General features: G+C 65.7%; 21 protein-coding genes, 1 pseudogene and 1 riboswitch. Of the genes and pseudogenes, 6 read left to right on the top strand and 16 right to left on the bottom strand.

Annotation, left to right across the window (positions count from 1 at the left end):
- The 3 genes from CAG41_RS26205 (at position 1) to CAG41_RS26195 (ending at position 3,620) form a co-directional block, all read left to right on the top strand.
- A complete protein-coding gene (locus CAG41_RS26205) occupies positions 1–816 on the top strand; it encodes a rhodanese-like domain-containing protein (RefSeq protein ID WP_085582918.1) in 816 nt (271 codons plus the stop codon).
- Between the two features lie 19 nt (positions 817–835).
- Complete coding sequence (asd, locus tag CAG41_RS26200; protein ID WP_085640585.1) at positions 836–1,696, top strand: archaetidylserine decarboxylase; 861 nt, start codon at positions 836–838, stop codon at positions 1,694–1,696.
- A gap of 169 nt (positions 1,697–1,865) precedes the next feature.
- Positions 1,866–3,620 (top strand): molecular chaperone, encoded by a 1,755-nt coding sequence (locus tag CAG41_RS26195; protein ID WP_085656586.1) that lies wholly within the window; start codon positions 1,866–1,868, stop codon positions 3,618–3,620.
- Positions 3,621–3,686: 66 nt separating this feature from the next.
- On the opposite strand, the gene serB is transcribed toward CAG41_RS26195, so the two are convergent.
- Entirely contained in the window at positions 3,687–4,901 is a 1,215-nt protein-coding gene (gene serB, locus CAG41_RS26190; protein WP_085707674.1) for a phosphoserine phosphatase SerB, read from the bottom strand.
- A gap of 134 nt (positions 4,902–5,035) precedes the next feature.
- Here serB and CAG41_RS26185 point away from each other — a divergent pair, with 134 nt between their 5' ends.
- Positions 5,036–6,553 carry an AhpA/YtjB family protein gene (locus CAG41_RS26185; protein ID WP_085582926.1) on the top strand — a complete coding sequence of 506 codons (1,518 nt, stop codon included), beginning with the start codon at positions 5,036–5,038 and terminating at the stop codon, positions 6,551–6,553.
- Between the two features lie 353 nt (positions 6,554–6,906).
- On the opposite strand, the gene CAG41_RS26180 is transcribed toward CAG41_RS26185, so the two are convergent.
- The 9 genes from CAG41_RS26180 to CAG41_RS26140 form a co-directional block, all read right to left on the bottom strand.
- Positions 6,907–7,620: a membrane integrity-associated transporter subunit PqiC gene (locus CAG41_RS26180; protein ID WP_085582928.1), complete on the bottom strand. Its 714-nt coding sequence runs from the start codon at positions 7,618–7,620 to the stop codon at positions 6,907–6,909.
- 185 nt (positions 7,621–7,805) lie between these two features.
- Complete coding sequence (gene parC / locus CAG41_RS26175; RefSeq protein WP_085582930.1) at positions 7,806–10,061, bottom strand: DNA topoisomerase IV subunit A; 2,256 nt, start codon at positions 10,059–10,061, stop codon at positions 7,806–7,808.
- A gap of 7 nt (positions 10,062–10,068) precedes the next feature.
- Positions 10,069–10,593: a TIGR02281 family clan AA aspartic protease gene (locus CAG41_RS26170; protein WP_085582932.1), complete on the bottom strand. Its 525-nt coding sequence runs from the start codon at positions 10,591–10,593 to the stop codon at positions 10,069–10,071.
- On the bottom strand, positions 10,590–11,591 hold the full coding sequence (locus CAG41_RS26165) for an esterase-like activity of phytase family protein (RefSeq protein WP_085640583.1): 1,002 nt from the start codon (positions 11,589–11,591) through the stop codon (positions 10,590–10,592). The genes CAG41_RS26170 and CAG41_RS26165 overlap by 4 nt, the downstream gene beginning before the upstream one ends.
- Positions 11,591–13,498, bottom strand: coding sequence for a DNA topoisomerase IV subunit B (gene parE / locus CAG41_RS26160; protein WP_085582936.1), 1,908 nt, complete (start codon positions 13,496–13,498; stop codon positions 11,591–11,593). The genes CAG41_RS26165 and parE overlap by 1 nt, the downstream gene beginning before the upstream one ends.
- Before the next feature lie 42 nt (positions 13,499–13,540).
- A complete protein-coding gene (locus CAG41_RS26155) occupies positions 13,541–14,149 on the bottom strand; it encodes a YqiA/YcfP family alpha/beta fold hydrolase (RefSeq protein ID WP_085582938.1) in 609 nt (202 codons plus the stop codon).
- Between the two features lie 127 nt (positions 14,150–14,276).
- Entirely contained in the window at positions 14,277–15,092 is an 816-nt protein-coding gene (gene cpdA, locus CAG41_RS26150) for a 3',5'-cyclic-AMP phosphodiesterase (protein ID WP_085582940.1), read from the bottom strand.
- Positions 15,093–15,190: 98 nt separating this feature from the next.
- Complete coding sequence (locus CAG41_RS26145; protein WP_085582942.1) at positions 15,191–15,643, bottom strand: DUF1249 domain-containing protein; 453 nt, start codon at positions 15,641–15,643, stop codon at positions 15,191–15,193.
- The gene (locus tag CAG41_RS26140) at positions 15,634–16,251 is read right to left on the bottom strand and encodes an NUDIX domain-containing protein (RefSeq protein ID WP_085582944.1); all 618 of its coding nucleotides are present in this window, start codon (positions 16,249–16,251) and stop codon (positions 15,634–15,636) included. Before CAG41_RS26140 ends, CAG41_RS26145 begins: the two co-directional genes overlap by 10 nt.
- Before the next feature lie 228 nt (positions 16,252–16,479).
- Between CAG41_RS26140 and CAG41_RS26135 the strand changes: the two genes are divergently transcribed.
- Positions 16,480–17,226, top strand: a complete 747-nt coding sequence (locus tag CAG41_RS26135; RefSeq protein ID WP_085582946.1) for an RsiV family protein — start codon at positions 16,480–16,482, stop codon at positions 17,224–17,226.
- Here CAG41_RS26135 and cytX read toward each other — a convergent pair.
- Both cytX and thiC read right to left on the bottom strand, forming a co-directional pair.
- Positions 17,195–18,487, bottom strand: coding sequence for a putative hydroxymethylpyrimidine transporter CytX (gene cytX, locus CAG41_RS26130; protein ID WP_085582948.1), 1,293 nt, complete (start codon positions 18,485–18,487; stop codon positions 17,195–17,197). The two genes, CAG41_RS26135 and cytX, sit on opposite strands and share 32 nt — an antisense overlap.
- 150 nt (positions 18,488–18,637) lie before the next feature.
- Positions 18,638–20,527, bottom strand: a complete 1,890-nt coding sequence (thiC, locus tag CAG41_RS26125; protein WP_085630982.1) for a phosphomethylpyrimidine synthase ThiC — start codon at positions 20,525–20,527, stop codon at positions 18,638–18,640.
- Positions 20,528–20,674: 147 nt separating this feature from the next.
- A riboswitch (TPP riboswitch) is annotated at positions 20,675–20,780 on the bottom strand.
- A 206-nt stretch (positions 20,781–20,986) separates the two neighbouring features.
- Between thiC and CAG41_RS26120 the strand changes: the two genes are divergently transcribed.
- Positions 20,987–22,420 (top strand): TolC family outer membrane protein, encoded by a 1,434-nt coding sequence (locus CAG41_RS26120; RefSeq protein WP_085630984.1) that lies wholly within the window; start codon positions 20,987–20,989, stop codon positions 22,418–22,420.
- Here the strand turns inward: CAG41_RS26120 and CAG41_RS28975 are convergent.
- From CAG41_RS28975 to CAG41_RS28970, 4 genes and pseudogenes are all read right to left on the bottom strand, one after another.
- Positions 22,404–22,538: a hypothetical protein gene (locus CAG41_RS28975; protein WP_256575690.1), complete on the bottom strand. Its 135-nt coding sequence runs from the start codon at positions 22,536–22,538 to the stop codon at positions 22,404–22,406. The genes CAG41_RS26120 and CAG41_RS28975 overlap by 17 nt on opposite strands.
- On the bottom strand, positions 22,535–23,500 hold the full coding sequence (locus CAG41_RS26115; protein WP_085707673.1) for a hypothetical protein: 966 nt from the start codon (positions 23,498–23,500) through the stop codon (positions 22,535–22,537). Before CAG41_RS26115 ends, CAG41_RS28975 begins: the two co-directional genes overlap by 4 nt.
- Entirely contained in the window at positions 23,497–24,462 is a 966-nt protein-coding gene (locus CAG41_RS26110) for a hypothetical protein (RefSeq protein ID WP_085657235.1), read from the bottom strand. The genes CAG41_RS26115 and CAG41_RS26110 overlap by 4 nt, the downstream gene beginning before the upstream one ends.
- Positions 24,459–26,016, bottom strand: a pseudogene (locus tag CAG41_RS28970) (hypothetical protein); the annotation flags it as partial. The gene CAG41_RS26110 and the pseudogene CAG41_RS28970, both read right to left, overlap by 4 nt.

Genomic DNA, 26,016 nt, shown 5'->3' with positions numbered 1-26,016 from the left:
ATGTCTGACTTCTCTGGCCTGGCGCTGGTGATCGAGCCGAGCGACCTGCTCCCGCGCCTCGATGCCCCCAACCTGATCCTGGTGGATCTGACCAGCCCTGCCCGCTATGCCGAGGGGCACATTCCCGGCGCACGCTTCGTCGACCCCAAGCGCACCCAGCTCGGCCAGTTGCCGGCGCCGGGGCTGCTGCCGTCCAAGGACAAGCTCGAAGAGCTGTTCGGCGAGCTGGGCCACCGCCCGGACGCGGTCTACGTGGTCTACGACGACGAAGGCGGCGGCTGGGCCGGGCGCTTCATCTGGATGCTCGACGTGATCGGCCACCGCCACTACCACTACCTGGACGGCGGCCTGCCGGCCTGGCTGGCGGAGGGCTCGCCGATGTCGATCCAGGTGCCGCAGCCGGGAGACGGCCCGGTGACCCTGACCCTGCACGAAGAGCCCACCGCCACCCGCGAATACCTGCAAAGCCGCCTCGGCGCCGCCGACCTGGCGATCTGGGACGCCCGCGGGCCGCTGGAATACTCCGGCGAGAAAGTGCTGGCGGCCAAGGGCGGGCACATCCCCGGCGCGGTCAATTTCGAATGGACCGCCGGCATGGATCGGGCGCGCCAGCTGCGCATCCGCACCGACATGCCGCAAATCCTGGAACGCCTCGGGATCACCAAGGACAAAGAAATCATCACCCACTGCCAGACCCATCACCGGTCGGGCTTCACTTATCTGGTGGCCAAGTCCCTCGGTTATCCGCGGGTCAAGGGCTACGCCGGTTCCTGGGGCGAATGGGGCAACCACCCCGACACGCCCGTCGAGCTTTAAAGGTTTTTAAGGACAGTCAATGAAAGAGCGTTTGTTCATCCTCAGCCAGTACCTGCTGCCCCATCACCTGCTGTCGCGCCTGGCCGGCTGCATCGCCGAGTGCCGTGTGCGCTGGTTCAAGAATGCCTTCACCACCTGGTTCGCCAAGCGTTATCAGGTGGACATGTCCCAGGCGCTGGTGGAGGACGTGACGGCCTACGAGCACTTCAACGCCTTCTTCACCCGGGCTTTGAAAGACGGCGCACGTCCGCTGGACACCACACCAGGCGCGATCCTCAGCCCTGCCGACGGCGCCGTCAGCCAGCTCGGCCCGATCGAGCACGGCCGCGTGTTCCAGGCCAAGGGCCACAGTTTCAGCGTGCTGGAACTGCTGGGCGGCGACGCGGCCAACGCCGCGCCGTTCATGGGCGGCGACTTCGCCACCATCTACCTGTCGCCGAAGGACTACCACCGCGTGCACATGCCGCTGGCCGGCACCCTGCGCGAAATGGTCTACATCCCCGGGCGCATCTTCTCGGTCAACCAGACCACCGCCGAGAACGTGCCTGAGCTGTTCGCCCGCAACGAGCGCGTGGCGTGCATCTTCGACACCGAGCGCGGCCCGATGGCCGTGGTGCTGGTGGGCGCGATGATCGTCGCGTCGATCGAAACCGTCTGGGCCGGCCTGGTGACCCCGCCCAAGCGCGAGCTGAAGACCTTCCGCTACGACGAAGCCGCCCGTGCGCCAATCTACCTGGAAAAAGGTGCGGAACTTGGGCGCTTCAAGCTGGGTTCCACCGCGATCGTGCTGTTCGGCCCGGATCAGGTGAAATGGGTCGAATCCCTGTCCGCCGGTTCCCCGGTGCAGATGGGTCAGGCCCTCGCCCTGCCGTCCGCCTGAGCCTGACGCCGCGCCCTTTCGCACCGTTGCGAAGGGGCGCGGCGCACCTTGCCTTCCCGCCTGCCGGCTCGCCTCCCGAGCGCAAAAAACCTTCCGCACACCGGCGAAGCAGAACACACCTGCTAGAGTTCTGGGCATTGCCCCATTCGCCGCCGGAGGCCGTCACGGCATGAGCGAACCTCGACTCCAACCGCAGTTGCAGGCCCCAGTCCCGACCCAATTGCGCCTGACCTTCTGCGCCCCCGCCCCACGCGACCTCAAGCGCTGGATCGCCGCCCTGCCCAAGGCCAACATCGGCGAGTCCGCACGCCAGCTCTACCAAGGGCTGGGCGAGCTCAACCAGTTGCTCACCCCCAGCGACAACCGCCTGCAACTGCTGGAACTGCTGCGCCCTGAGGTGTATTTCGTCTGTCAGCACCTGGAGCGGCACTTTCTGCACCAGGCGATCATGCTCGACGACCGCTCGCGCAAGATCAGCAACCTGTGCCAGGCCCTCCAGGGCCAACTGGCGACCGGCTACAAACAGATCGTCCTGCGGATCGCGCCGAAATACGCCAGCCCTCGCGCCGCCCTGCTCAGCGCCGCGCTGCAGCGGGCCACCCATGCGCTCAAGGGCCAACTGCTGCGCGCGACGCAGCTCTACAGCCCCGCGCCCGAGGGCCTGTGGTTCGAGCTGCATCAGCTGTTCCTCACCGCTGCGCGGCTGCAACTGCAGCATCGGCGGGTGCGCGACGACCTGGCCAGCCTCACGGCGGAGCTGAGCGTCGAACAGACCTACATCGCCGCCCTGCTGCTGGGCAGCGCCCGCTGCAACCAACTGCGCCAGAACCAGATCGCCCGGCTCGCAGAAGTGCTGGAGCCGTGGGCCGCCTGGCTCAAGCTGCATCCCGGGGTGACGGGCGAAGGCCTGTTCGCCGTTTCGGCCGAACTCGACACAGGGCCGCGCTACCGCAGCATGTTCCGCAGCGAGCAGCAGGCCGGCCTGCTCGGCTTCGACCCGCAGCCCCTGGTGAACGCCATCGAAGCCCATCTGCTGCACCAGGACACGCCGAACCCGCTGCCGGTGCCGTCGGGCCTGAGCCACGACAGCCTGCAACACCTGCACGCCACTTGGGGCCAGACGGCCGAACGCAGCTTCCAGCGCACCGTCGGCCAGGGCAACCTGACCGTGTGCATCGGCATGAGTGCGCTGCATTTCTATTTAGGGGGCGAGCGCACGTTCAGCGAGTTGCTCAGGCATCCCGGCGCCCGCACGGCGAACTTCAGCCAGGCGGTGGCCCGGAGCGAAAAGGACAGTTGGAGCCAGGCGTTCGACGCAGCGCCCCAGAGCCCGTCCGACGAATTGCTGCCGTATGAGGAAATCAACTACGAACCGCTGGCCGACGACAGTGACGACGCCGACAACCCGCCGCATTACCCGACCTACGCCTTGCCGGTGATCAACCACAGCCCCGGCGGCTATTGCCTGGCGTGGCCCAAGGAAGTGCCCGCCGAATTGCAGGCGGGTGAAATGGTCGGCATCCAGGACAGCGCGAACCAGGGCTGGAGCATCGCCGTGGTGCGCTGGATCCGCCAGGTGCGCGACGGCGGCACGCAGATGGGCATCGAACTGGTGGCGCCCCATGCCCAGCCCTGCGGGCTGCAACTGGTGCGCACCCGGGACGACCACAGCCATTACCTGCGCGGCCTCTTGCTGCCGCAGATCAGCGCGATCGACCTGCCGGCGACGCTGCTGGCGCCGCGCCTGCCGTTTCAGGAGGGCAACAAGGTGCTGATCAATACGTTGGGGGAAGAGCACCGCGCCGGGCTGGACCGGCGGGTGGCCAGCACCCACAGCTTCAACCAGTTCGCCTACCGCTCGCTGGAAGCCGCGCAGAACGGCGGGAGCGAGGAGGATTTCGATTCGTTGTGGAAGTCGCTGTGAGGCGGCAAGGCCTTGGGGCGAGGGAGCAGGCTCCCCCGCCACAGGCCCTTCCGGACACCGTGCCCGTCAGAGCTGCCCGTCGCGGTCGCGGAAACCCAACAGGTACAGCACGCCGTCCAGGCCCAGGGTGGAGATCGCCTGCTTGGCCGACTGCTTGACCAGCGGCTTGGCGCGGAACGCCACGCCCAGGCCGGCGATCGCCAGCATCGGCAGGTCGTTGGCGCCGTCGCCCACCGCAATGGTCTGCTCCAGGCGCAGGCCTTCCTTCTGCGCCAGCTCCTTGAGCAGGTCGGCCTTGCGCTGGGCGTCGACGATCGGCTCGACCGCCACGCCGGTGCACTTGCCGTCGACCACTTGCAGTTCGTTGGCGAACACGTAGTCGATGCCGAGCTTGGCCTGCAGTTGCTTGGCGAAGTAGGTGAAGCCGCCGGACAGGATCGCGGTCTTGTAGCCCAGGCGCTTGAGCTCGGCGAACAGGGTTTCGGCGCCTTCGGTCAGGCGCAGCGAGGCGCCGATGGCGTCCAGCACGCTGACGTCCAGGCCCTTGAGCAGCGCCAGGCGCTCCTTGAAGCTTGCCCGGAAGTCCAGTTCGCCGGCCATCGCCCGCTCGGTGATCGCCGACACTTGTTCGCCGACGCCGGCGGCCTTGGCCAGCTCATCGATGACTTCGGCCTCGATCAGGGTCGAGTCCATGTCGAACACCGCCAGGCGGCGGTTGCGGCGGAACAGCGAGTCTTCCTGGAAGGCGATGTCGACGTTCAGTTCCTGCGCCACGCTGAGGAACTCGGCGCGCAGCGCCTGCGGATCCGCGGCCTCGCCGCGCACGGAGAACTCGATGCAGCCCTTGCCCTTGTCGTCCGGGGTGTCCAGCGGCATGCGCCCGGACAGGCGGTCGATGTGGTCGATGTTCAGGCCATATTTGGCGGTGATCGAGCTCACGGCCTGCAGCTGGCCGGCGGTCACCTTGCGGGTCAGCAGGGTGACGATGTGGCGCTGCTTGCCCTGGTTGCCCACCCACTGCTGGTAGTCCGCTTCGGACACCGGGGTGAAGCGCACCTGCTGGTCCAGCTCGTAGCCCTTGAACAGGATGTCCTTGAGCACGGACTTGCCCTGCTCGCTGTCGGGGATCTCGACCAGGATGCCGAACGACAGGGTGTCGTGGATCACCGCCTGACCGATGTCGAGGATGTTAACGCCACCCTGGGCCAGAACGCCGGTAATGGCCGCGGTCAGACCCGGACGGTCGGACCCTGTGATGTTAATCAGGACGATTTCGCGCAACGCGCACCCCCGCAACTGGAAAAAAACCGCATTCTACCCATTTTCAGTGACCATCGGGCACCGCAGGCGCTTTGCCGGTCTGGGGCCTGTCGCTATACTGCGCGTCAACTTCACGGACTAAAGAGCCGAGCTCAGTGAACCGGCCCACGCCAGTAAAAACCGACAACTTCTTCCTGCTGATCTTCCGTGCGCTGCGCCACCGCCGTGTGCCGATCGCATTGCGCATCGCCAGCCATAACGTGATCCTGGTCGCCCTGGCCCTGGTGATCTACGCCTGCGTGATGGGCCTGCAGTTCAAGCAGGCCATGCACGAGCAGGCCGACGCCCTGGGCGAGAGCCTGACCACGCAGACCGCCACCTCCGCCACCGAGCTGCTGGTGTCCAACGACATCCTCAGCCTCAATGTGCTGCTCAACAACCTGACCAAGAACAAGCTGGTGGCCCACGCCGCCATCTACAGCGTGGACAACCGCATCCTCGCCGAGTCCGGCCAGCGGCCCAAGCACGGCCTGCTGGGCGAAGCCGAGGGCATGTACCAGAGCAAGATCACCTTCCAGGACGTGACCGCCGGCCAGTTGCGCATCAGCCTGGACATGGATCAGTTCCAGCAGCCGATGACCATCAGCCTGCAGAGCATGGGCATCCTCAGCGCAATCCTGCTGGCGCTGTCCCTGGCCCTGAGCCTGCGCCTGGGCCGCCACCTGTCCACGCCGCTGCTGCAGCTGCGGGTGTGGCTGCGCAACATCGACGAATACACGCCGGGCACCGACCGCCAGGACGAGATCGGCGACCTGGCCCGCCAGCTGCACGCCAACTTCGCCCCGGAGCCGGCCGCGCCGCCGCCCGAGCCGGAACCCGAGTTCGAGGACGACGACGTCGACCCGGCCTTCGAGGTGCGCAACCTGCGTGATCCGAGCTTCGACGAAAGCCGCCCGGTGGAGGCCCGCAAGCCGGCGCCCCGGCAGGTGGTCAGCACCGTGGAAGACGACGAGGACGACGAAGACCCGTTCGCCGACCTGCGCAACGACTCGCTGAACGGTTCGGCCCAGCCGGCCACCCGCAAGGCCACGCCGAGCGTGCCCCAGCACAGCGCGGTGCTGGCGGTGCAGCTGGGTTCGCAGGAACAACTGCGCCGCCTGCCCCGGGCCCGCCTGGAAGAACTGCTGGACCGCTACCGCGATTGCCTGGACCAGGCCGCTTCGCTGTACCAGGGCGAGATCGAAACCCTGAACGACGGCAGCACGCTGATGCTGTTCCACACCGAAGACAGCGGCGACGATTACCTGACCAACGCCATCTGCTGCGGTGAGCTGCTGCGGGCCTTGAGCCATCAGTTGCAGATCGAAGTCGCCGACAGCGGCATCACCCTGCAATTGCAGCTGGGCCTGACCCTGGGCGACGAGCTGTTCGGCCTGAGCCAGATCGACCTGCTGCTGACCGACTCGGCCCAGGACGCCCTGGCCCTGTCGCAGCACAGCCGCAACCTGCTGCTGGTGGAGCGCAAGATCAGCGATGACGCGCTGATCCGCCAGCGCGCACGGATCCGCCCGATCGCCAGCCCCGAAGGCGCCTGCTGCGTCGAACGGCTGATGGAGCCTTACCCGTCGATGCTGGAGCGGCAACTGGCGCGGATGCACGAACGCCGGGCGTAAGCCTCAGGCCCGATGCAAAAAGCCCGCAGGCAAGTCATTGCCTGCGGGCTTTTTGTTGCCCCACAAAAGGTGAGGTCGGCACTGCCGAATTCTGTGGAGGCCGATCCACCGCTATCGCCAGCAGGCTGGCTCCCACGGGGATCCGGGGTGATGACAGGTTCTGTGCCCACCCCAAAAACCTGTGGGAGCTTGCCTGCAAGCGATGAGGCCGGCACTGCCGACATCCCTGTTGCCTGACCCACCGCCATCGCTGGCAGGCCAGCTCCCACGGGGAATTGCGGCGTCATCAGAACTGAACCGACAGGCAAGAAAAAGCCCGCACTTGGCGGGCTTTTTATCGGAGCGGGGCGACCTCAGAAGCGGAACACTTCCATGTCGGTGCGGATCGGCGAAGCCATCGGGATCTTCGGCTGCTTCTCGGCTTCCGCCGCCGGCGCTGCCGGTTTGGGGGCCGGCTTGCGTGGCACTTCAGCCACCGGAGGCTGGTTGGCCAGCGGCTTGAGCGCCACCGACAACTGCTCCGCCAGGCGCTGCAGCAAGATGCCCTGGGCCTGGACCTGCGAAGCGGTGCTGCCGGCGTGCAGCTCTTGCAGATGGACGATGCGGTTGTCCCGCACCTGGCCACGGCGGTCGAGCAGACGCCATTGCGCATCGAGGATCGCCGGCTGCGAAGTGCCGGAATCCAGCCGGGTGATGGTCAGCAGCACCTGCACGTCCGGGGTGAAGCCCTGGGTGGCGGGCGCCAGCACCACACGCTGGCTGTCCAGATGGCCGGCGACCTGGCGCAGCAGCAACTGGTCGATATCCGACGAAAGGCTACCGGCCCAGCGGCCGTCGGTGGCGGCCTGCAGGCTGCCGTCGGGCTGACGCTGCAGCAGGGTTTCGCGTTGCAGGTAGTCGGCGACCACCACAGGGCCCAGCAAAACCGCCATGCCCGCGCTTTGCGCAGGCTGAGCCGGACTTCCGCTGTCCAGCTGATACAGCGACACCGGTTGGTGAACGCTGCAGCCCGCCAGGCCGAGAACGCCGGCGAGCAACAAAATTAGAGGAAGGCGCAGAGCAGTCATCGTCCCGTCCAGGTGGCCGCCACAAGGCTGACCACAGTGAAAATACTCAATAAACATGAAGAACGCGCGGCCACGCCGGCGCTTGAAAGGCCATATCATCCGTGAATATGCGTTCCGACTCCAGCGCCAAAGCGTCGATCCACGCGTTAAATCGTGGATCGGGCGCTCTGGGACGCCTCATTGAGTTATTCGACGAGCAGCGCATCCACCCGCTGGAAGCCACGCGGCAACTTGTTGCCCCGCCGGCCGCGCTCACCTTTGTAGTGTTCGAGGTCGTCGGCCTTCAGCGACAAGGTCCGTTTTCCGGCCTGCAGCACCAAGGTGGCGCCTTCCGGAAGGACGGCGATGTCCGTGACGTATTCTTCGCGGCTGGCCACGCGCTCACCGGGGATGCCGATGATCTTGTTGCCCTTGCCCTTACCCAATTGTGGCAGATCGCTGATCTTGAAGATCAGCAGGCGACCCTCGGTCGTCACCGACGCCAGCCAGTTCTGCTCGCGGTCGGCCACCGGACGCGGCGCGATCACCTTGGCGTTGTTCGGCAGGCTCAGCAGGGCCTTGCCGGCCTTGTTCTTGGCCTGCAGGTCCTCACCCTTGACCACAAAACCGTAGCCGGCGTCGGACGCGATCACGTACATCGCATCGTCTTCAGGCATCAGCACGCATTCGAAGGTGGCGCCGGGCGGCGGCGTCAGACGGCCGGTCAGCGGTTCGCCCTGGCCCCGGGCCGACGGCAGCGTGTGCGCGGCCAGCGAGTAGCTGCGACCGGTGGAGTCAATGAGCACGGCGAACTGGTTGGAACGCCCCGCCGCCGAGGTCTTGAAGCCGTCGCCGGCCTTGTACGACAGGCCGGTGGCGTCGATCTCGTGGCCCTTGGCCGAGCGGATCCAGCCCTTTTCCGACAGCACAACGGTCACTTTCTCGTTCGGCAGCAGGTCGTGCTCGGTCAGCGCCTTGGCCTCGGCGCGCTCGACGATCGGCGAGCGGCGGTCGTCGCCGTAGGTCTCGGCGTCCTTGAGCAGTTCGCTGCGCACCAGTTTCTTCAGCTTGGCTTCGCTGCCCAGCAGGGCTTGCAGCTTGGCCTGCTCCTTGAGCAGTTCGTCCTGCTCGTCGCGCAGCTTCATCTCTTCCAGCCGCGCCAACTGGCGCAGGCGGGTGTCGAGGATGTAGTCGGCCTGGATCTCGCTGAGGGCGAAACGCTCGATCAGCTTGGCCTTGGGCTGATCCTCGGTGCGGATGATGTGGATCACTTCATCCAGGTTGAGGTAGGCGATCAGCAAACCGTCCAACAGGTGCAGGCGGCGCTCGACCTTGTCGAGGCGGAACTGCAGGCGGCGACGGACGGTCTGCACGCGGAATTCCAGCCACTCCACCAGCAGCGCGCGCAGGTTCTTCAACTGCGGCCTGCCGTCCAGACCGATGATGTTGACGTTGACCCGGTAGGTCGATTCCAGCTCGGTGCTGGCGAACAGGTGCTGCATCAGCGCTTCGTGGTCGACGCGGCTGTTGACCGGGATGATCACGATGCGGCACGGGTTCTCGTGGTCGGATTCGTCGCGCAGGTCGGCGATCTGCGGCGCCTTCGACGGCTTGGCCTGCATCAGCGCGGCGATCTGCTCCAGCACCTTGGCCCCGGAGACCTGGTGCGGCAGCGCGGTGATGACGATGTCGCCGTCCTCGACGTGGTACACGGCGCGCATGCGCACCGAGCCCTTGCCGGTCTCGTACATCTTCACCAGGTCGGCGCGCGGCGTGATGATTTCCGCTTCGGTCGGGTAGTCCGGGCCCTGGATGTGCTCGCAGAGTTGCTCGACCGTGGCCTTCGGCTCATCGAGCAGTCGCACGCAGGCGCTGGCGACTTCGCGCAGGTTGTGCGGCGGCACGTCGGTGGCCATGCCCACGGCGATGCCGGTGGTGCCGTTGAGCAGGATGTTCGGCAGGCGCGCCGGCAGCACCAGCGGTTCCTGCAGGGTGCCGTCGAAGTTCGGGCCCCAGTCCGCCGTGCCCTGGCCCAGTTCGCTGAGCAGCACCTCGGAGTAGCGCGACAGGCGGGCTTCGGTGTAGCGCATGGCGGCGAAGGACTTCGGATCGTCCGGCGCACCCCAGTTGCCCTGGCCGTCCACCAGCGTGTAGCGGTAGCTGAACGGCTGGGCCATCAGCACCATCGCTTCGTAGCACGCCGAGTCGCCGTGGGGGTGGAACTTGCCGAGCACGTCGCCGACGGTGCGCGCCGACTTCTTGTGCTTGGCGTCGGCATCCAGCCCCAGCTCGCTCATGGCGTAGACGATACGCCGCTGCACGGGTTTCAGGCCGTCGCCGATATGCGGCAGGGCACGGTCCATGATCACGTACATGGAGTAGTTGAGGTAGGCATTTTCGGTGAAGTCAGCCAGCGACCGGCGTTCCACACCGTCCAGGCTGAGATCAAGGGAGTCGCTCATGCGGGCCTCATCGGTTCGTTGTCTGGCGCAGCAGCATGGTGCCGCCGCGCTGGGTGAATTCAAGTTTGTTCAGGGCGCTCATGCCGAGCAGCACCTGTTCGCCGTGCAGGCCGGGCGCCACCAGTGCGCGGACGTCCCGCAGCACGATGTCGCCCAGTTGCAGGCGGTCGATCCGGGTACGGTAGCCCTGGCTCAGGCCGTTGGCCGTGCTCAGGGTCACGCCGAACCCCTCTTCCAGTTTCAGGCGCGCGGCCAGGTCCGCCGGGATCGACACGTCGGTCGCGCCGGTGTCGAGCATGAACTCCACCGTCTGACCGTTGATCTGGCCGCTGGCGACGAAATGCCCTTGGGCATTGCCGGCCAGTTTCACCTCGATGTAGCCGTCGCCCTGTTCAGAGCTGACCACCACGTTGGGGTTCTGCTGACGCTCTTCCCACTGGCCGAAGAACCGCGTGGCCAGAAACAGCGCCGCGCACCAGGCCAGGATCATCATCACCCGGCCGGCGCGCTTGCCCGGCGGCTGCGGGCTCATGGCTTGGCGCTCCAGCCGCCGTCGGGGGCGGCAAAGCGCCAGACGATCGGACGCTTCTCGCCGTCGGCGCGGGCGCCGTCGTTGTTGTCGAGGCCGATCCAGGCGCCCTGGGCGTCGATCACCAGCGCCTCCGCCAGCCCGTAGGGCTGCGGATAACGGCGTTTTTCCTGCAAGGCGTCTTCGGCGAACGACCAGCAGCGCTCGACCTTGGCCGTCTCCAGGTCGCGCCGGCAGATCTGGAACGCATTGCGCTCCAGGGTGAACAGCTTGCCGTCGAACAGCGACAGGTCGGCGAAGTCACGGGTGACCGCCCGGGCCTTGGGAAACTGCGGCGGCTGCATCTCGACGCCGGCTTCGCTGAGCAGCACGCAGCCGCCGTCGCAGTCCCACACCGTCTGCTGGCGCTTGATCCGCAGCAGGCCGCGGCGCTCACGCTCGGCGGCCAGCCACATCCGGTCGCCCGCCGGGTTGATCGCCAACCCTTCGAACAGGGCGTTGAAGTGCAGCAGCATGCCGCTGGCCCGGGCCTCGCGCACCAGCAGCGGCGAGATCTTCAGCCACGCGGCCTGCCCTTGCGCCGGCACTTGCAGCACCGCCGCATGGGCCTCGCTGACGACGTAGCGGTTGCCCGCGCCGTCGCAGGCGATGCCTTCGAAGTCCAGGTCGCCGCCGCGCACGAACGAAGCCGCCCAGGTGCGCGAACTGATGCCCCACGGCAGGCCGCTGTCCGGCACCGGCGGAGGGTCGATGCGCACGGTTTCCGCGCGCCAGACCGGGTCGCGGGTGTCGAGGCGGTAGATCTGGTCATCGTCGCGGTCCGACACGGTCCACAGCTCGTTGCCGCACAGCGCGAGCCCCGACAGGTTGCCGCCGCGCATGCCTTCGACCGGGTGCTCGGCCAGCAGCCGCAGCTGCGGCGCCGGCTCGGCGGACGCCATTGTCCAGGCAAACGTCGAAGCCAGCAGCAACGCACCCGCCAGGATCCCGCCAAACCGCATCAGGCCTGCACCTCGGCAAGGTTGCCCTTGGACTCCAGCCAGGTCTTGCGGTCGCCGGCGCGTTTCTTCGCCAGCAGCATGTCCATGATTTCCGAGGTCTGGGCGTAGTCTTCGCCCAGCGTCAGCTGCACCAGGCGCCGGGTGTTCGGATCCATGGTGGTTTCACGCAGCTGCGGCGGGTTCATCTCGCCCAGGCCCTTGAATCGGGTGACCTGCGGCTTGCCGCGCTTCTTCTCGGCCACAAAGCGGTCGAGGATCCCGTCGCGCTCGGGTTCGTCCAGGGCGTAGTAGATCTCTTTGCCCAGGTCGATGCGGAACAGCGGCGGCATCGCGACATAGACGTGGCCGGCATCCACCAACGGGCGGAAGTGCTGGACGAACAGCGCGCACAGCAGGGTCGCGATATGCAGGCCGTCGGAGTCGGCGTCGGCGAGGATGCAGATCTTGCCGTAGCGCAGCTGGCTCATGTCCTCGGCGCCCGGGTCGACGCCGATGGCCACCGCGATGTTGTGCACTTCCTGACTGGCCAGCACTTCGCTGCCGTCGACTTCCCAGGTGTTGAGGATCTTGCCGCGCAGCGGCAGGATCGCCTGGAATTCCTTGTCCCGCGCCTGCTTGGCCGAGCCGCCGGCGGAGTCGCCCTCCACCAGGAACAGTTCGGAACGCATCGGGTCCTGGCCTGCGCAGTCCGCCAGCTTGCCCGGCAGCGCCGGGCCCTGGGTGACGCGCTTGCGCTCGACCTTCTTGCTCGCCTTCAGGCGGCGGCCGGCGTTGTTGATCGCCAGTTCCGCCAGGGCCAGGCCGGTCTCCGGGTTGGCGTTGAGCCACAGGCTGAACGCGTCCTTGACCACGCCGGAGACGAACGCCGCCGCCTCGCGGGACGACAGGCGCTCCTTGGTCTGGCCTGAGAACTGCGGCTCCTGCATCTTCATCGACAGCACGAAGGCGATGCGCTCCCAGACGTCTTCCGGCGCCAGCTTCACGCCGCGCGGCAGCAGGCTGCGGAATTCGCAGAACTCGCGCATCGCGTCGAGCAGGCCCTGGCGCAGGCCGTTGACGTGGGTGCCGCCCTGGGCCGTGGGGATCAGGTTGACGTAGCTTTCCTGCACCGCGTCGCCACCCTCGGGCAGCCACAGCAGCGCCCAGTCCACGGCTTCCTTGTTGCCGGCCAGGTTGCCGCAGAACGGCTCGTTCGGCAGGCGCTCGAATTCGCTGACCGCGTCCACCAGGTAGGAGCGCAGGCCGTCTTCGTAGTGCCACTCGACCTTCTCGCCGGTGCTCTTGTCCTCAAACGTCACCGACAGGCCCGGGCACAGGACGGCCTTGGCCTTGAGCACGTGCTTGAGGCGGCTGATGGAGAACTTGGCGGAGTCGAAATACTTCGGGTCCGGCGAGAAGAACACGCTGGTGCCGGTGTTGCGCTTGCCGACGGTGCCGACGATCTCAAGCTCGGACGCCTTGAAGCCGTCCTTGAACGTCATCTGGTATTCGTTGCCGTCGCGCTTGACCCGCACGCGGACTTCGGTCGACAGGGCGTTGACCACCGAGATGCCCACGCCGTGCAGGCCGCCGGAGAACTGGTAGTTCTTGTTGGAGAACTTGCCGCCGGCATGGAGCTTGGTGAGGATCAGCTCGACGCCCGACACGCCCTCTTCCGGGTGGATGTCCACCGGCATGCCGCGGCCGTCGTCGCAGACCTCCAGCGAGTGGTCGGGGTGGAGGATGACCTGCACCGACTTGGCGTGGCCGGCCAGGGCTTCGTCGACGCTGTTGTCGATGACTTCCTGGGCGAGGTGGTTCGGCCGACTGGTGTCGGTGTACATGCCGGGGCGCTTGCGCACCGGGTCGAGGCCCGAGAGGACTTCGATGGCGTCGGCGTTATAGGAGCTAGCGCTGGGAGTGGCCATAGGGTCTCGTCGTCAGTGATTCAGTGAAAATGGGGCAAGGTTTCACAGTGCGGTGAAATCGATTGCCTGATACATATCGGCGCCGATGCCGGCAAACCCGAGCAGCGCCGGCAATTGCGCGGCAAAACCTTGATAGCCGTGGTCGCCGCCGGCCTGGATGCGCAACGCACAGGCCCGGTAATACCGCTGGGCGAGGCGATAGTCCAGCGTTTCGTCGCCGGTCTGCAGCCACACCTGATAGCGCTGCGGATCCTGGGGCGCCGGCACTTCCAGTTCGGCCAGGGCCGTGACGTGGTCGTGGGTCAGCTCCCAGGTTTCGTCGGTGTACAGGTTTTTCTGCGTGCCCAGGAACCCGTCGAACATCCGGTGCGGGCTGACGGCCGGGTTGACCAGCAAGGCCTTCAGGCCATGGCGCTCGGCCAAGTGAGTCGCATAGTAGCCGCCGAGCGAGCTTCCCACCAGCAGCGGCCGGCCCAGCTCGGCGATCGCCTGTTCCAACTGACCGATGGCTTCGCGGGGATGGTGATGCAGCGCCGGAACCCGCAATTGGCCGCCCAGGCCCAGCCGCTCCATCACTTCGACCAGCTGACAGGCCTTTTTCGAGGCCGGAGCGCTGTTGAAACCGTGGATGTAGAGGATCGAACCGGACATTTGAGCTCCCTGGGCGTCGGCGAAGAAATGCGGAGTCTACAGGGAGTCAGCCGGTTCGGGGACGTTTGTGCGGACGCCTTCGCGGGCATGCCCGCTCCCGCAGGGAGCAGCGCTGCCGTTGGAGGGCTCAGTAGCCGTTGGAGCCGTAGTCGATGGTGAAGTCGAACCCGGTCACGCGCTCCACGCCGGTCTCCAGCCGCCCGTCCGGCAACAGCCGCAGCCAGCGGTAGCCCGGCGCCTGTTCGCCGACCTTGAAGTCGTCGCTGCCCGGCTCGAACTGGATGCAGGTCGAGGGCGAGGCGATCAGCCGCACGCCGTTGCGCTCGCGGTCTATTTCCTGGTGCACGTGCCCCCACAGCACCGCCCGAACCTGGGGAAAGCGGTCCAGCACCTCGAAGAACGCCTCGGGGTTGCGCAGGCCGATCGGCGCCATCCACGCGCACCCGATGGGCACCGGGTGATGATGGAAGCACACCAGATGATGGCGCTCGGGCGCCTCGCTCAGGGCGCGGGCGAGCAATTGCAGCTGCTCGTCCTGCAAGTACCCCGGCACCGAGCCGGGCACCGCCGAATCGAGCAGCGTCACCCGCCAGTTGCCGATGTCCACCACCGGTTCAAGCAACGCGCTCTGCACGGCCGCCTCGGCCATGACCTGCGGTTCGTCGTGGTTGCCGGGGATCCACCGCGAAGGGGCGTCGATCTGTTCGGCCAGGCGGCGAAACGCCTGGTAGGACGCCAGCGTGCCGTCCTGGGACAGGTCGCCGGTGGCGATCATCAGGTCGATCCGCGGCTGCTGGCCGAGCACCAGTTCGATGACCTTCTGCAGGCTGTCGCGGGTGTTCATGCCCAGCAGGGTGCCGTCCGCTTCGGCAAACAGGTGGCTGTCGGACAACTGCACCAGCAACGCCGCATCGGCGGTGGTCAACGTGGATACGCTCGGCAAGGCGTTCTCCCAGGCGGAATCACAAAGGGTGCGGCAATTATGCTGGGGGATCGGCAAAAGGGGAAACCGGCGAACCGGACGCAGTTCACAACTCGCCGCTATCGGACCGCCGCGTACTCGTGGCCGCAGGCCAGGCAGTGGCTCAGCCATTCGCCGAGGAACAGGTTGAGCTGGGCCTTTTCGTCCGGCTGGTGCATGGCCGCGTTCGGATAAGGGTAGATACCGCGAAAGCGCCGCGAGTGCTCGGCGCTGATGACTTCGGCCATGCGCGCGTCGTGGTAGACCTGCACCTCCAGCTGCGGCACCGGCAGCCACGGCAGGCTGTGCTCCTGGCGCACCTGCAGGGTCGTGGTGTACGGGCAGGCCTGCAGCACTTCCAGGGTCAGCACGCCAAGCATCTGGTCGCCCTGGGTCATGGCGATGCGCCGCGCCTGGGGTTCGTGGCGCATGTCCGGCAGCAGGCGCATCAGACGCGCGTAGTTCGCCTCGCAGGCCGCCTGCAGCCCCGCCAGGTCGACCCGGTAGCGGTCGCGCTGCAGGCTTACGACCATAGCCCCCTCACTTCGGCGCGGTTCAGCGCCAGCCAGTGCAGGGCGATGATGCTCGCCGCATTGGCGATGCGACCGTCGCGCACCGCCTGCAGGGCATCTTCGAAGGCCCAGACCGTGACGCGAATGTCCTCGGCCTCCTCGACCAGCCCGTGCAAGCCGCCGACGCCTTCGGTGCTGCAGCGCCCCAGGTACAGGTGGACGAATTCGTCGCTGCCCCCCGGCGACGGGAAATAGCGGGTCATCGGCCACAGGGCCTTGATGTCCAGCCCGGCCTCTTCCTGGGCCTCGCGGCGGGCGACCTCTTCCGGCTCCTCGTCCTTGTCGATCAGGCCGGCGACCAGTTCCACCAGCCAAGGGTTGTCGGTCTTGTCCAGCGCGCCGATGCGGAATTGCTCGATCAGCACCACTTCATCGCGCTGCGGATCGTAAGGCAGCATGCACACCGCGTCGTGGCGCACGAACAGCTCGCGGTCGATCTCACGGCTCATGCCGCCGTCGAACAGCTCATGGCGCAGGTAGAGCCGGTCGAGCCGGTAGAAGCCCTTGTAGCACTGCTCGCGCCGCACGATATCAACGGCGCTCGGAGTGGTTTTGGCGAAATCGGTCATGAGCATCCTCTTTACTGCGAATCCGACACGAGGCGCCTCTTGGTCACTTGCGGCCTCGACTTCGCGCCATCCTAACGCGCCCGTACGGTTTGATGCAGCCCCTTTACCGTCAGCGGGATGGACGGTGGAGGCGAAACCCACTCTAATTAGCTTAGTGGCGAACTGACTGCTCCGTTGAGAGTCGAAGCCGTAACTTTTTCGCCTTCCCCTGCTTTCGAAAGGACGTCCATGTCGCTTTTCAAAATCGCTTCCGTGGCTGCCGTCGCCCTGACCCTGGGCGCCTGCGCCAGCCTGTTCCAGCCCAACTACCGCACGCCGCTGGAAACCGTCCGCGACGCGTCCGAACAGCTCAAGCCCGGCTGCGCCAACGCCGACTGCCCGCTGGTGAACATCGACACCCTGCGCTTCCCGGCCGAGCCTGCGCTGGACGGCATCATCGAAAAACGCCTGCTGCAGATGACCCGCACCGAACCGGGCGCCCCGAGCGCGCCGACCCTGGCGGCCTACCGCGAGCAGTTCCTGCGCGACGCCGGCCCGCGCAACAGCAGCTACCTGCAGGCCAAGGTACGCGAGCAGCATGACGGACTGGTGATCGTCGAACTGTCGAGCTACCTCGACACCGGCGGCGCCCACGGCACGCCAGGGCGCGGCTTCATCAACTATTCGCGCCAGCAGCACAAGGTGCTGACCCTTTCGGACATGCTGCTGCCGGGCCAGGAAGAGGCGTTCTGGAAGGCTGCGCAAGTGGCGCACAACAGCTGGCTGATCAGCACCAAGCTCGATCAGGAAGCGGATTTCGTGAAGAACTGGCCGTTCGTGAAGACCCCGAACGTGGCGCTGACCTACGGCGGCGTCATCCTCAAGTACGACGTGACCACCATCGCGCCTTACGCGCTGGGCCACGTCGAACTGAAGATCCCCTACCCGCGCCTGAACGGCATCCTCAAGCCTGAGCTGTTTCCCGGCCGTAACTGAAGGCCCGGCCAAGCACCAGCTGCAGCAGCCCTGCCAGCACCAGCGCCGGCAGGGTCGCGCCCACGTCCGGATACAGGTTGGCCAGCAGGTGATAGGTGCTGATGCCGCCCAGCCAGGCCAACAGCGCCGGCCAGCGCAGCGCGGTTGAAGCGGTCTGGCCGCTGCGCTTGCGCAGGATGAAGTGATCCACCAGCACCACGCCGAACAGCGGCGCGAACACCGAACCGATCAGCAGCAGGAAATTCTGGTACTGGGCCAACGGCGCCAGCAGCGCGATCAGGGTGCAGACCACGCCGATGGCCAGCGCCAGATGCTCCACCTTCAGCCGCAGCAGGATCCCGCTGGACACCGCCGCCGAGTGGATGTCGGCGAAAGCGTTCTCCGACTCGTCCAGCAGGATCAGCAGCAGCGGAATCCCCAGCCCCGCCCCGGCCAATGCCAGCAGCAGCGCGTTGACTTCACCGCTCGGCGCGAACGCCAGGGTGTAGGCCACGCCCAGGCTCATCAGCCAGAAGTTGCCGATGAAGAAACCGACGGCGGTGCCGCCGAACACGTTCTTCGCCCGCTTGCCGAAACGCGAGTAGTCGGCGATCAGCGGCAGCCACGACAGCGGCATGGCGATGGCGATGTCGAAGCCCACGGCGAACGGCATCGAACCGTCGCCCGAACGCGCCCACAGGGCCGCCAGGTCAGCCTTGGCGAACAGGTTCCAGGTCAGCCAGACGCACGCGGCCAACAGCAGCCAGATACCCCACTTGCGCAGGATCTTGCGCACGAACGTCAGCGGCCCGCTCACGGCCAGGAGCGTGGCCAGCGCACCGAAGAACAGCGTCCACAGCACCGGGTTCGCCCACAGTGAACCCTCGCTGAATGCGCGGGTGCCGAGCAGGCTGGCGGCGTCGCGCATGACGATGATCTCGAACGAGCCCCAGCCGATCAGTTGCAGCAGGTTGAGCAGCGCCGGCAGGCTCGCGCCCTGGCGGCCGAGGCTGAGCTTGAGCGCCGCCATCGACGACAGGCCCGTGTCGCTGCCGATCACGCCGACGGCGGCCAACAGCAGGACACCCACCAGCGTGCCGAGGAAGATCGCCAGCAACGCGCCCGACAGGCCCAGGCCCGGCGCCAGCAGCGCACCGGTCTGCAGCACCATCAGGCCGATGCCGAGGGAGAACCACAGGGAAAACAGATCACGGCCGCCGAACACGCGCTTGTCGGCGGGCACGGCGAGGTCGGGGGAATAGGTGCTGGGTTGAATGCTCAAGGGTGTTATCTCAGAGGGACATGTGTTGTTGTGTCGATCGCTATCGCCGGCAGGCTGGCTCCCACACAGAACTCGCGAACGCCGCAAATCCTTTGTGGGAGCCAGCCTGCCGGCGATGGGGCCTGTGCAGGCCCCTTTTTTACGGCCGGATCAAACCTTCTTGTACAGCTGGCTGCCTTCCTTCTTGAACCGCTCGGCCTGCTCGGCCATGCCCTGGGCGACGTCCACGTCCACCGCGTCGATCCGCTGGTTGGCCGCGTATTCGCGCACTTCCTGGGTGATCTTCATCGAGCAGAACTTCGGCCCGCACATCGAACAGAAATGCGCGACCTTGGCCGAGTCCTTCGGCAGGGTCTCGTCGTGGAACGAACGGGCGGTGTCCGGATCCAGGCCGAGGTTGAACTGGTCTTCCCAGCGGAACTCGAACCGTGCCTTGCTCAAGGCGTTGTCGCGGATCTGCGCGCCCGGGTGCCCCTTGGCCAGGTCGGCGGCGTGGGCCGCGATCTTGTAGGTGATGATCCCGGTCTTCACGTCATCCTTGTTCGGCAGGCCCAGGTGCTCCTTCGGCGTCACGTAGCAGAGCATGGCGCAGCCGAACCAGCCGATCATCGCCGCACCGATGCCGGAGGTGATGTGGTCGTAGCCCGGCGCGATGTCGGTGGTCAGGGGGCCGAGGGTGTAGAACGGCGCCTCGTCGCAGCATTCCAGCTGCTTGTCCATGTTCTCCTTGATCAACTGCATCGGCACGTGGCCCGGGCCTTCGATCATGCACTGCACGTCGTGCTTCCAGGCGATCTTGGTCAGCTCGCCCAGGGTCTCCAGTTCGCCGAACTGCGCTTCGTCGTTGGCGTCGGCGATGGAGCCCGGACGCAGGCCGTCGCCCAGCGAGAAGCTGACGTCGTAGGCCTTCATGATTTCGCAGATTTCTTCGAAGTGGGTGTAGAGGAAGTTTTCCTTGTGGTGCGCCAGGCACCACTTGGCCATGATCGAACCGCCGCGGGACACGATGCCGGTCACCCGCTTGGCGGTCAGCGGCACGTAGCGCAGCAGCACGCCGGCGTGGATGGTGAAGTAGTCCACGCCCTGCTCCGCCTGCTCGATCAGCGTGTCGCGGAACAGCTCCCAGGTCAGGTCTTCGGCCACGCCGTTGACCTTCTCCAGCGCCTGGTAGATCGGCACCGTGCCGATCGGCACCGGCGAGTTGCGGATGATCCACTCGCGGGTCTCGTGGATGTGCTTGCCGGTGGACAGATCCATCACGGTGTCCGAGCCCCAGCGGATGCCCCAGGTCAGTTTCGCCACTTCTTCTTCGATGGACGAACCCAGGGCGCTGTTGCCGATGTTGCCGTTGATCTTCACCAGGAAGTTGCGGCCGATGATCATCGGTTCCAGTTCGGTGTGGTTGATGTTGGCCGGAATGATCGCGCGGCCCCGGGCGATCTCTTCGCGCACGAACTCAGGGGTGATTTCCTTGGGGATGCTCGCGCCGAAGCTGTGGCCGGCGTGCTGCTGCTTCAGGAGGCCGGCGGCGCGGGCCTCCTGCAGCTTCATGTTTTCGCGGATGGCGACGTATTCCATCTCGGCGGTGATGATGCCCTTGCGCGCGTAGTGCATCTGGCTGACGTTGGCCCCGGCCTTGGCGCGGCGCGGGTTGTTCACGTGGGCGAAGCGCAGCTTGGTCAGCTCGGGGTCGGCGAGGCGCTGCTGGCCGAAGTCCGAGCTCAGGCCGGCCAGGCGCTCGGTGTCGCCGCGGTCTTCGATCCAGGCCGAACGCACGTCGCCCAGGCCCTTGCGCACGTCGATCACCACATTCGGGTCGGTGTACGGGCCCGAGGTGTCGTAGACGGTGACGGGGGCGTTGATCTCGCCGCCGAAGTCGGTGGGGGTCACATCGAGGGTGATTTCGCGCATCGGCACGCGGATGTCCGGGCGCGAGCCCTGAACGTAGACTTTTTGCGAACGGGTGAACGGCTGAACCGACTGCTCATCGACCTTGGCCGAATCACTGAGGTTGATCGCGCTTTTTTCTTTTGTCGTCATCACGGGCTCTCCAGACAGCATCCAGGCAGTGGATTGTCGGGGCAGAACCTGAAAGGCACGGACGCACCGGGGGCGGTGCTGTGCATCGTCGTCGAGCGTTCGATTGTCGAACAATTTCCCGGACGAAGCACAAGAGGACTCGCCGGGCTGACGAGAAATCTTGTTCCCTACGCAGGCGCTAACCTGATCAGGTTCAACGGGATCCGAAATGATTCGATCTCAGCCTCACAGCAAGGCACCCCGACAAGAACCCGGCCAGTCTAGACACAACCGCCGAAGAACGCCAACGCCACGGCAAACACCATGATGAATGGCGCAATCGCACGGCTCGCCAGGATTGTGAGGGGCCCGAAGCGCTACTACACTCGCCTTGCCCCGCTGCGCCTTGACGCTGCGCAGGCCGCGCCTTACCTTTGGCGCCCGGATTATTCTCATAATATTCAAGCTAGGGATCGCCTCATGCTGCGCAAACTCTCACTGGCTGTCGCCGTGTCCTGTGCGTCCAATGCCATGGCCTGGGCAGCGGAAGCGCCGTTGTCGACCAAGACCGATCTGGTCAGCGTCTACCAGGAAGCGGTCGACAACAACGCCGACCTGGCCGCCGCCCGCGCGCAGTACGGCGCCCAGAAGGAAGTGGTGCCCCAGGCCCGCGCCGGGCTGCTGCCCAACCTCTCCGGCGGCGCCGAAGTGGCCAACGTGCGCACCAGCATCGATCAGCCGTCGGCCACCGCCAACCGCAGCGCCCATTCCTATCAGGCGACCCTGGCCCAGCCGCTGTTCCGCGCCGACCGCTGGTTCCAGTACCAGGCCGCCAAGGACGTCAACGAGCAGGCCGCCCTGCAACTGTCCGCCACCGAGCAGAACCTGATCCTGCAATCGGCGGAAAGCTACTTCAACGTGCTGCGCAGCCAGGACAACCTGGCCTCGACCAAGGCCGAGGAAGCCGCGTTCAAGCGCCAGCTCGACCAGTCCAACGAACGCTTCGACGTGGGCCTGTCGGACAAGACCGACGTGCTCCAGTCCCAGGCCAGCTACGACACCGCCCGGGCCAACCGGATCGTCGCCCAGCGCCAGGTGGATGACGCCTTCGAGGCGCTGATCACCCTGACCAACCGTCAGTACAACTCGATCCAGGGCATCGTGCACACATTGCCGATCCTGCCGCCGGCGCCGAACGACGCCAAGGCCTGGGTCGACACCGCCGCCCGGCAGAACCTCAACCTGCTGGCCAGCAACTACGCGGTCAGCTCGGCGGAAGAGACCCTCAAGCAACGCAAGGCCGGCCACTTGCCGACCCTCGATGCGGTGGCCAAATACGAAAAGGGCGACAACGATGCCCTCGGTTTCTCCAACCCGAACGCCTTCGGCACGCCCTACCGCGGCAACGTCGAGCAGAGCACCGTGGGCCTGCAGCTGAACATCCCGATCTACAGCGGCGGGCTGACCAGCTCCCAGGTGCGCCAGTCCTATGCGCAACTGGACCAGAGCGAGCAGCAGCGCGAATCCCTGCGCCGGCAGATCGTCGAAAGCACCCGCAACCTGCACCGCGCGGTCAACACCGACGTCGAGCAGGTGCAGGCGCGCCGCCAGTCGATCATCTCCAACCAGAGCGCGGTGGAAGCCACCGAAATCGGTTATCAGGTGGGCACGCGCAACATCGTCGACGTGCTCGACGCCCAGCGCCAGCTCTACACCTCGGTGCGCAACTACAACAACACCCGCTACGACTACATCCTCGACAACCTGCGCCTGAAGCAGGCGGCCGGCACGCTCAACCCCGGCGACCTGCAGGATCTGACCCGCTACCTCAAGCCCGACTACAACCCGGACAAGGACTTCCTGCCGCCGGACCTGGCCAAGGCGGCCGAAGAGCAGCTCAAGGCCCGTCCTTGAGGGCAGCAGAAACCCGCAGAAATGCGGGTTTTTTGTGGTTGCGCAACGGCAACGGCGCCAGATAGTCATTGCGCGAAAACATCCCTTTTTTCGTGGTGCCGGCCGTTGGCGCGCTCATGCCGACGCCTCGGCTTGAGCCGCCAATTCCGCTTCGCGCTGGGCGATGGCGGCTGCAAGCGCCGGGGAGCGTTGGGCCCATTGCTCGGGCGGCAGGGGTTTTGACCATTCGAGGATGTCGGGGTGGGACAGGTCGGGCGGCGGCGATAATTTCCAGGTTTGCAACATCATCGCCAGGGGGCCATTCAAGAGGATGCCGCCTATCACCAGCCACACCGCCTTGCCGAACTCCTGCGCCACCCAGTATTGCCGGATACCATCCAGATACGCACAAGTAGTACCCCAGAAAACGCCCCGGCCCCGCAGCTTTTCCCGGCCGCCCTCAAAGTCGTTGGTCTGCGGCAAAACCTGCGGCCCGATCTCCATGTAACTGCGCATGCACTCCCACAACGCCATCGCCGTGGTGCCGCCGCCGCAAGGGAAGCCCAGCGAAAAATGCCTGTTGTCCTCGCCGGCGGTCGGGTCGGGGTTTTCGAAGCCGATGACCAGCAGGCCCATCGTAACCCTGCCGCCTTGACTGACCGATGAATGCTGGGTGGCGGCGGCGGTCACGGTTTCCCAGGGGACGATCCAGTATTCGCCGTTGTCGCGGGGCACGCAGACTTCGCGGCGCTGGCGGTTGAAGCGGACGGGCAAGGGGACTTCGCGGAAGAGGCCTCGGATGAACCAAAAAATTGGGAGGGCCATGATGCATGCGCCGAGGATCAGAACATCTTGACTGAAATCAGAATTCAGATTTCGAGTAAAAAATGACATGGCTAAAAACAACATCACCATGGGCCACATCACCATCACCGCCGAACCGATACTGTAGTTGCCGATGTCAATAAAGACATCGTTCTTGCGCCAGATGGTATTGAGCACGTCACAGGGTTTTTCCCCCGTAGGGATCGGCAACGGCGCCAGATAGTCATTGCGCGAAAACATCCCTTTTCTCGTGGTGCCGGCCGGCGGCTTGCTCATGCCGGCGCCTCGGCTTGAGCGGCCAATTCCGCTTCGCGCTGGGCGATGGCGGCTGTAAGCGCCGGGGAGCGTTGGGCCCATTGTTCGGGGGGCAGGGGTTTTGACCATTCGAGGATGTCGGGATGGAGCAGGTCGGGGGGTGGCGATAACTTCCAGGCTTGCAGCATCATCGCCAAGGGCACGTTCATGAAGATCGCACCTATCACCAACCACACCGCCTTGCCGAACTCCTGCGCCACCCAGTATTGCCGGATGCCATCCAGGTATTCACAAGTGATGCCCCAGATAACGCCTCGACCCCGCAGCTTTTCCCGGCCGCCCTCAAAGTCGTTGGTCTGCGGCAAAACCTGCGGCCCGATCTCCATGTAACTGCGCATGCACTCCCACAACGCCATCGCCGTGGTGCCGCCGCCGCAAGGGAAGCCCAGCGAAAAATGCCTGTTGTCCTCGCTGGCGGTCGGGTCGGGGTTTTCGAAGCCGATGACCAACAGGCCCATCGTGGCCCTGCCGCCCTGACTGACCGATGAATGCTGGGTGGCGGCGGCGGTCACGGTTTCCCAGGGGACGATCCAGTATTCGCCGTTGTCGCGGGGCACGCAGACTTCGCGGCGCTGGCGGTTGAAGCGGACGGGCAAGGGGACTTCGCGGAAGAGGCCTCGGATGAACCAAAAAATTGGGAGGGCCATGATGCATGCGCCGAGGATCAGAACATCTTGACTGAAATCAGAATTCAGATTTCGAGTAAAAAATGACATGGCTAAAAACAACATCACCATGGGCCACATCACCATCACCGCCGAACCGATACTGTAGTTGCCGATGTCAATAAAGACATCGTTCTTGCGCCAGATGGTATTGAGCATGTCACAGGGGTTTTCCCCCGTAGGGATCGGCAATGGCGCCAGATAGTCATTGCGCGAAAACATCCCTTTTTTCGTGGTGCCGGCCGTTGGCGTACTCATCGTTTGTCCTTGGGTTGCAGGTAAATGGCGCCGGGGTGATCGTCGCCGAGCGGGTAGTTCGGCACGCGATCCAGCTCGGGGGTCGGGTCGCCCCGCAGCGCGACGACGCCGGTGTCGTTGTTCAGGGTAAACGCCAGCCCTCGCTCCCCGCCGATGAACGTGCGGGCACCGAGCATTCCGGTGAGGGGCGTGCGGTAACGCAAGCGGAACAACACCGTGCTCGGCGGGGAACCGAGCACGTTCGGCAGTTCCTTGAACGGCCCGCTGAGGCGCAGCCCCTGGCCTTCCTTGACCGGTATCCACCCGCACCGGCTGCCGGACAGCCAGTGCGGCGCCAGGTCTCGCCAGGGCCGTGGCGCCTTGTAGCCGTTGGCCGGGCTGTTCTTGATCAGGTGCCTGTAGCCCTGGGTGTCGATGGGATCGCCGACCATGCTCAGCTCCAGGTAGGCACTGCCGGGTTCGGCGCCCGGCAGGTCGATGGTCAGCGCGTCAACGGCGCTGACGTGTTTCAGGCCGGCGAAGCTGTCGTCACGGGCCGGCCTTGCGCTGCTCTTCATGCTGACCCTAGGGGTGTAGAGGATCAGGTACAGGCGGTCGAGCTCGTCCTGCTGGGCTTTCGGCGCGATGGGCGCCAAATCGCCCGCCCGCGCCTTGGACCAGCAGCAGGTGCTCAGGAAATGCTGCAGCGGCGTTTTCTCGAAGAGCCAGGCCGTCAGGTACAGCACGCCCAGTGCGGCGATGACCCAGTTCACCGGGCCCATGTACAGTGTGTAGCGCAGGATGGCGACGTCCACTGTTATAGAACCGGCCAAGGCTCTCATTGTGTAAGAAGCGCCCAACAATGCCTGGGTGCCGAAAGCCGCTATCTGTCCTCCGACTACGAGCTGACGCATTTCCAGCCATGGATCGACGGCGTTTTGGGCTTTTTCAATTTGCTCCTGTAGAGACTTGAATTCGGCCGATGCTGCACCCGCCGACAACCCACCAATCACCCCACCAAACAACGTAAGCATTGGTGCACTTCCCACCCTGCCATTAGGCAGTTTAAAGGCCATTTCCTTGATCCCCAGCCCCACCCTAACCTGACTATCCACCACCGCCACCAACGCCGCCGCCCCATACAAACTCGCCGAAACCGTGTCATTCACCCGCCGGCTTCCCATCCCCTCCAGCACCGCAGCCTCGCGCAAGTAGTTCTGCACATTCACCACGTTCACCAGCAACGCCGCCAACGGCACCACGCCGCCGCTGTTGACCACCGCCGGCGAGTTCAGGATCCGCTCTCCCCGCCCAGCCCCGATCGCCTTGCCGGTCTTGCGCACCCATTCATCCAGGGCTTCGGCCCGTTGACCCAGCAGCTTCCACACCTGCCGCGCGCCCTCGTTCACGCGCTGCAAGCGGCTTTCGCCGCCCAGCCTCGCGGCGATGAAGAGGCTCATCCACGACGCACTGAAACTGCTGTCGCCCTTGAGCAACAGCAGCGCGGCGCCCAGCCGGTTGACCAGCACGTTCCATTGGCTGGCGGTGTCCCGGGCCATGCCGGCGATGTCGTCG

Origin of the sequence: Pseudomonas sp. B35(2017) (assembly GCF_002113645.1) — a bacterium.
Classification (GTDB): Bacteria; Pseudomonadota; Gammaproteobacteria; order Pseudomonadales; family Pseudomonadaceae; genus Aquipseudomonas; species Aquipseudomonas ekonensis.
This window is presented reverse-complemented; position numbering and strand designations above follow the sequence as displayed.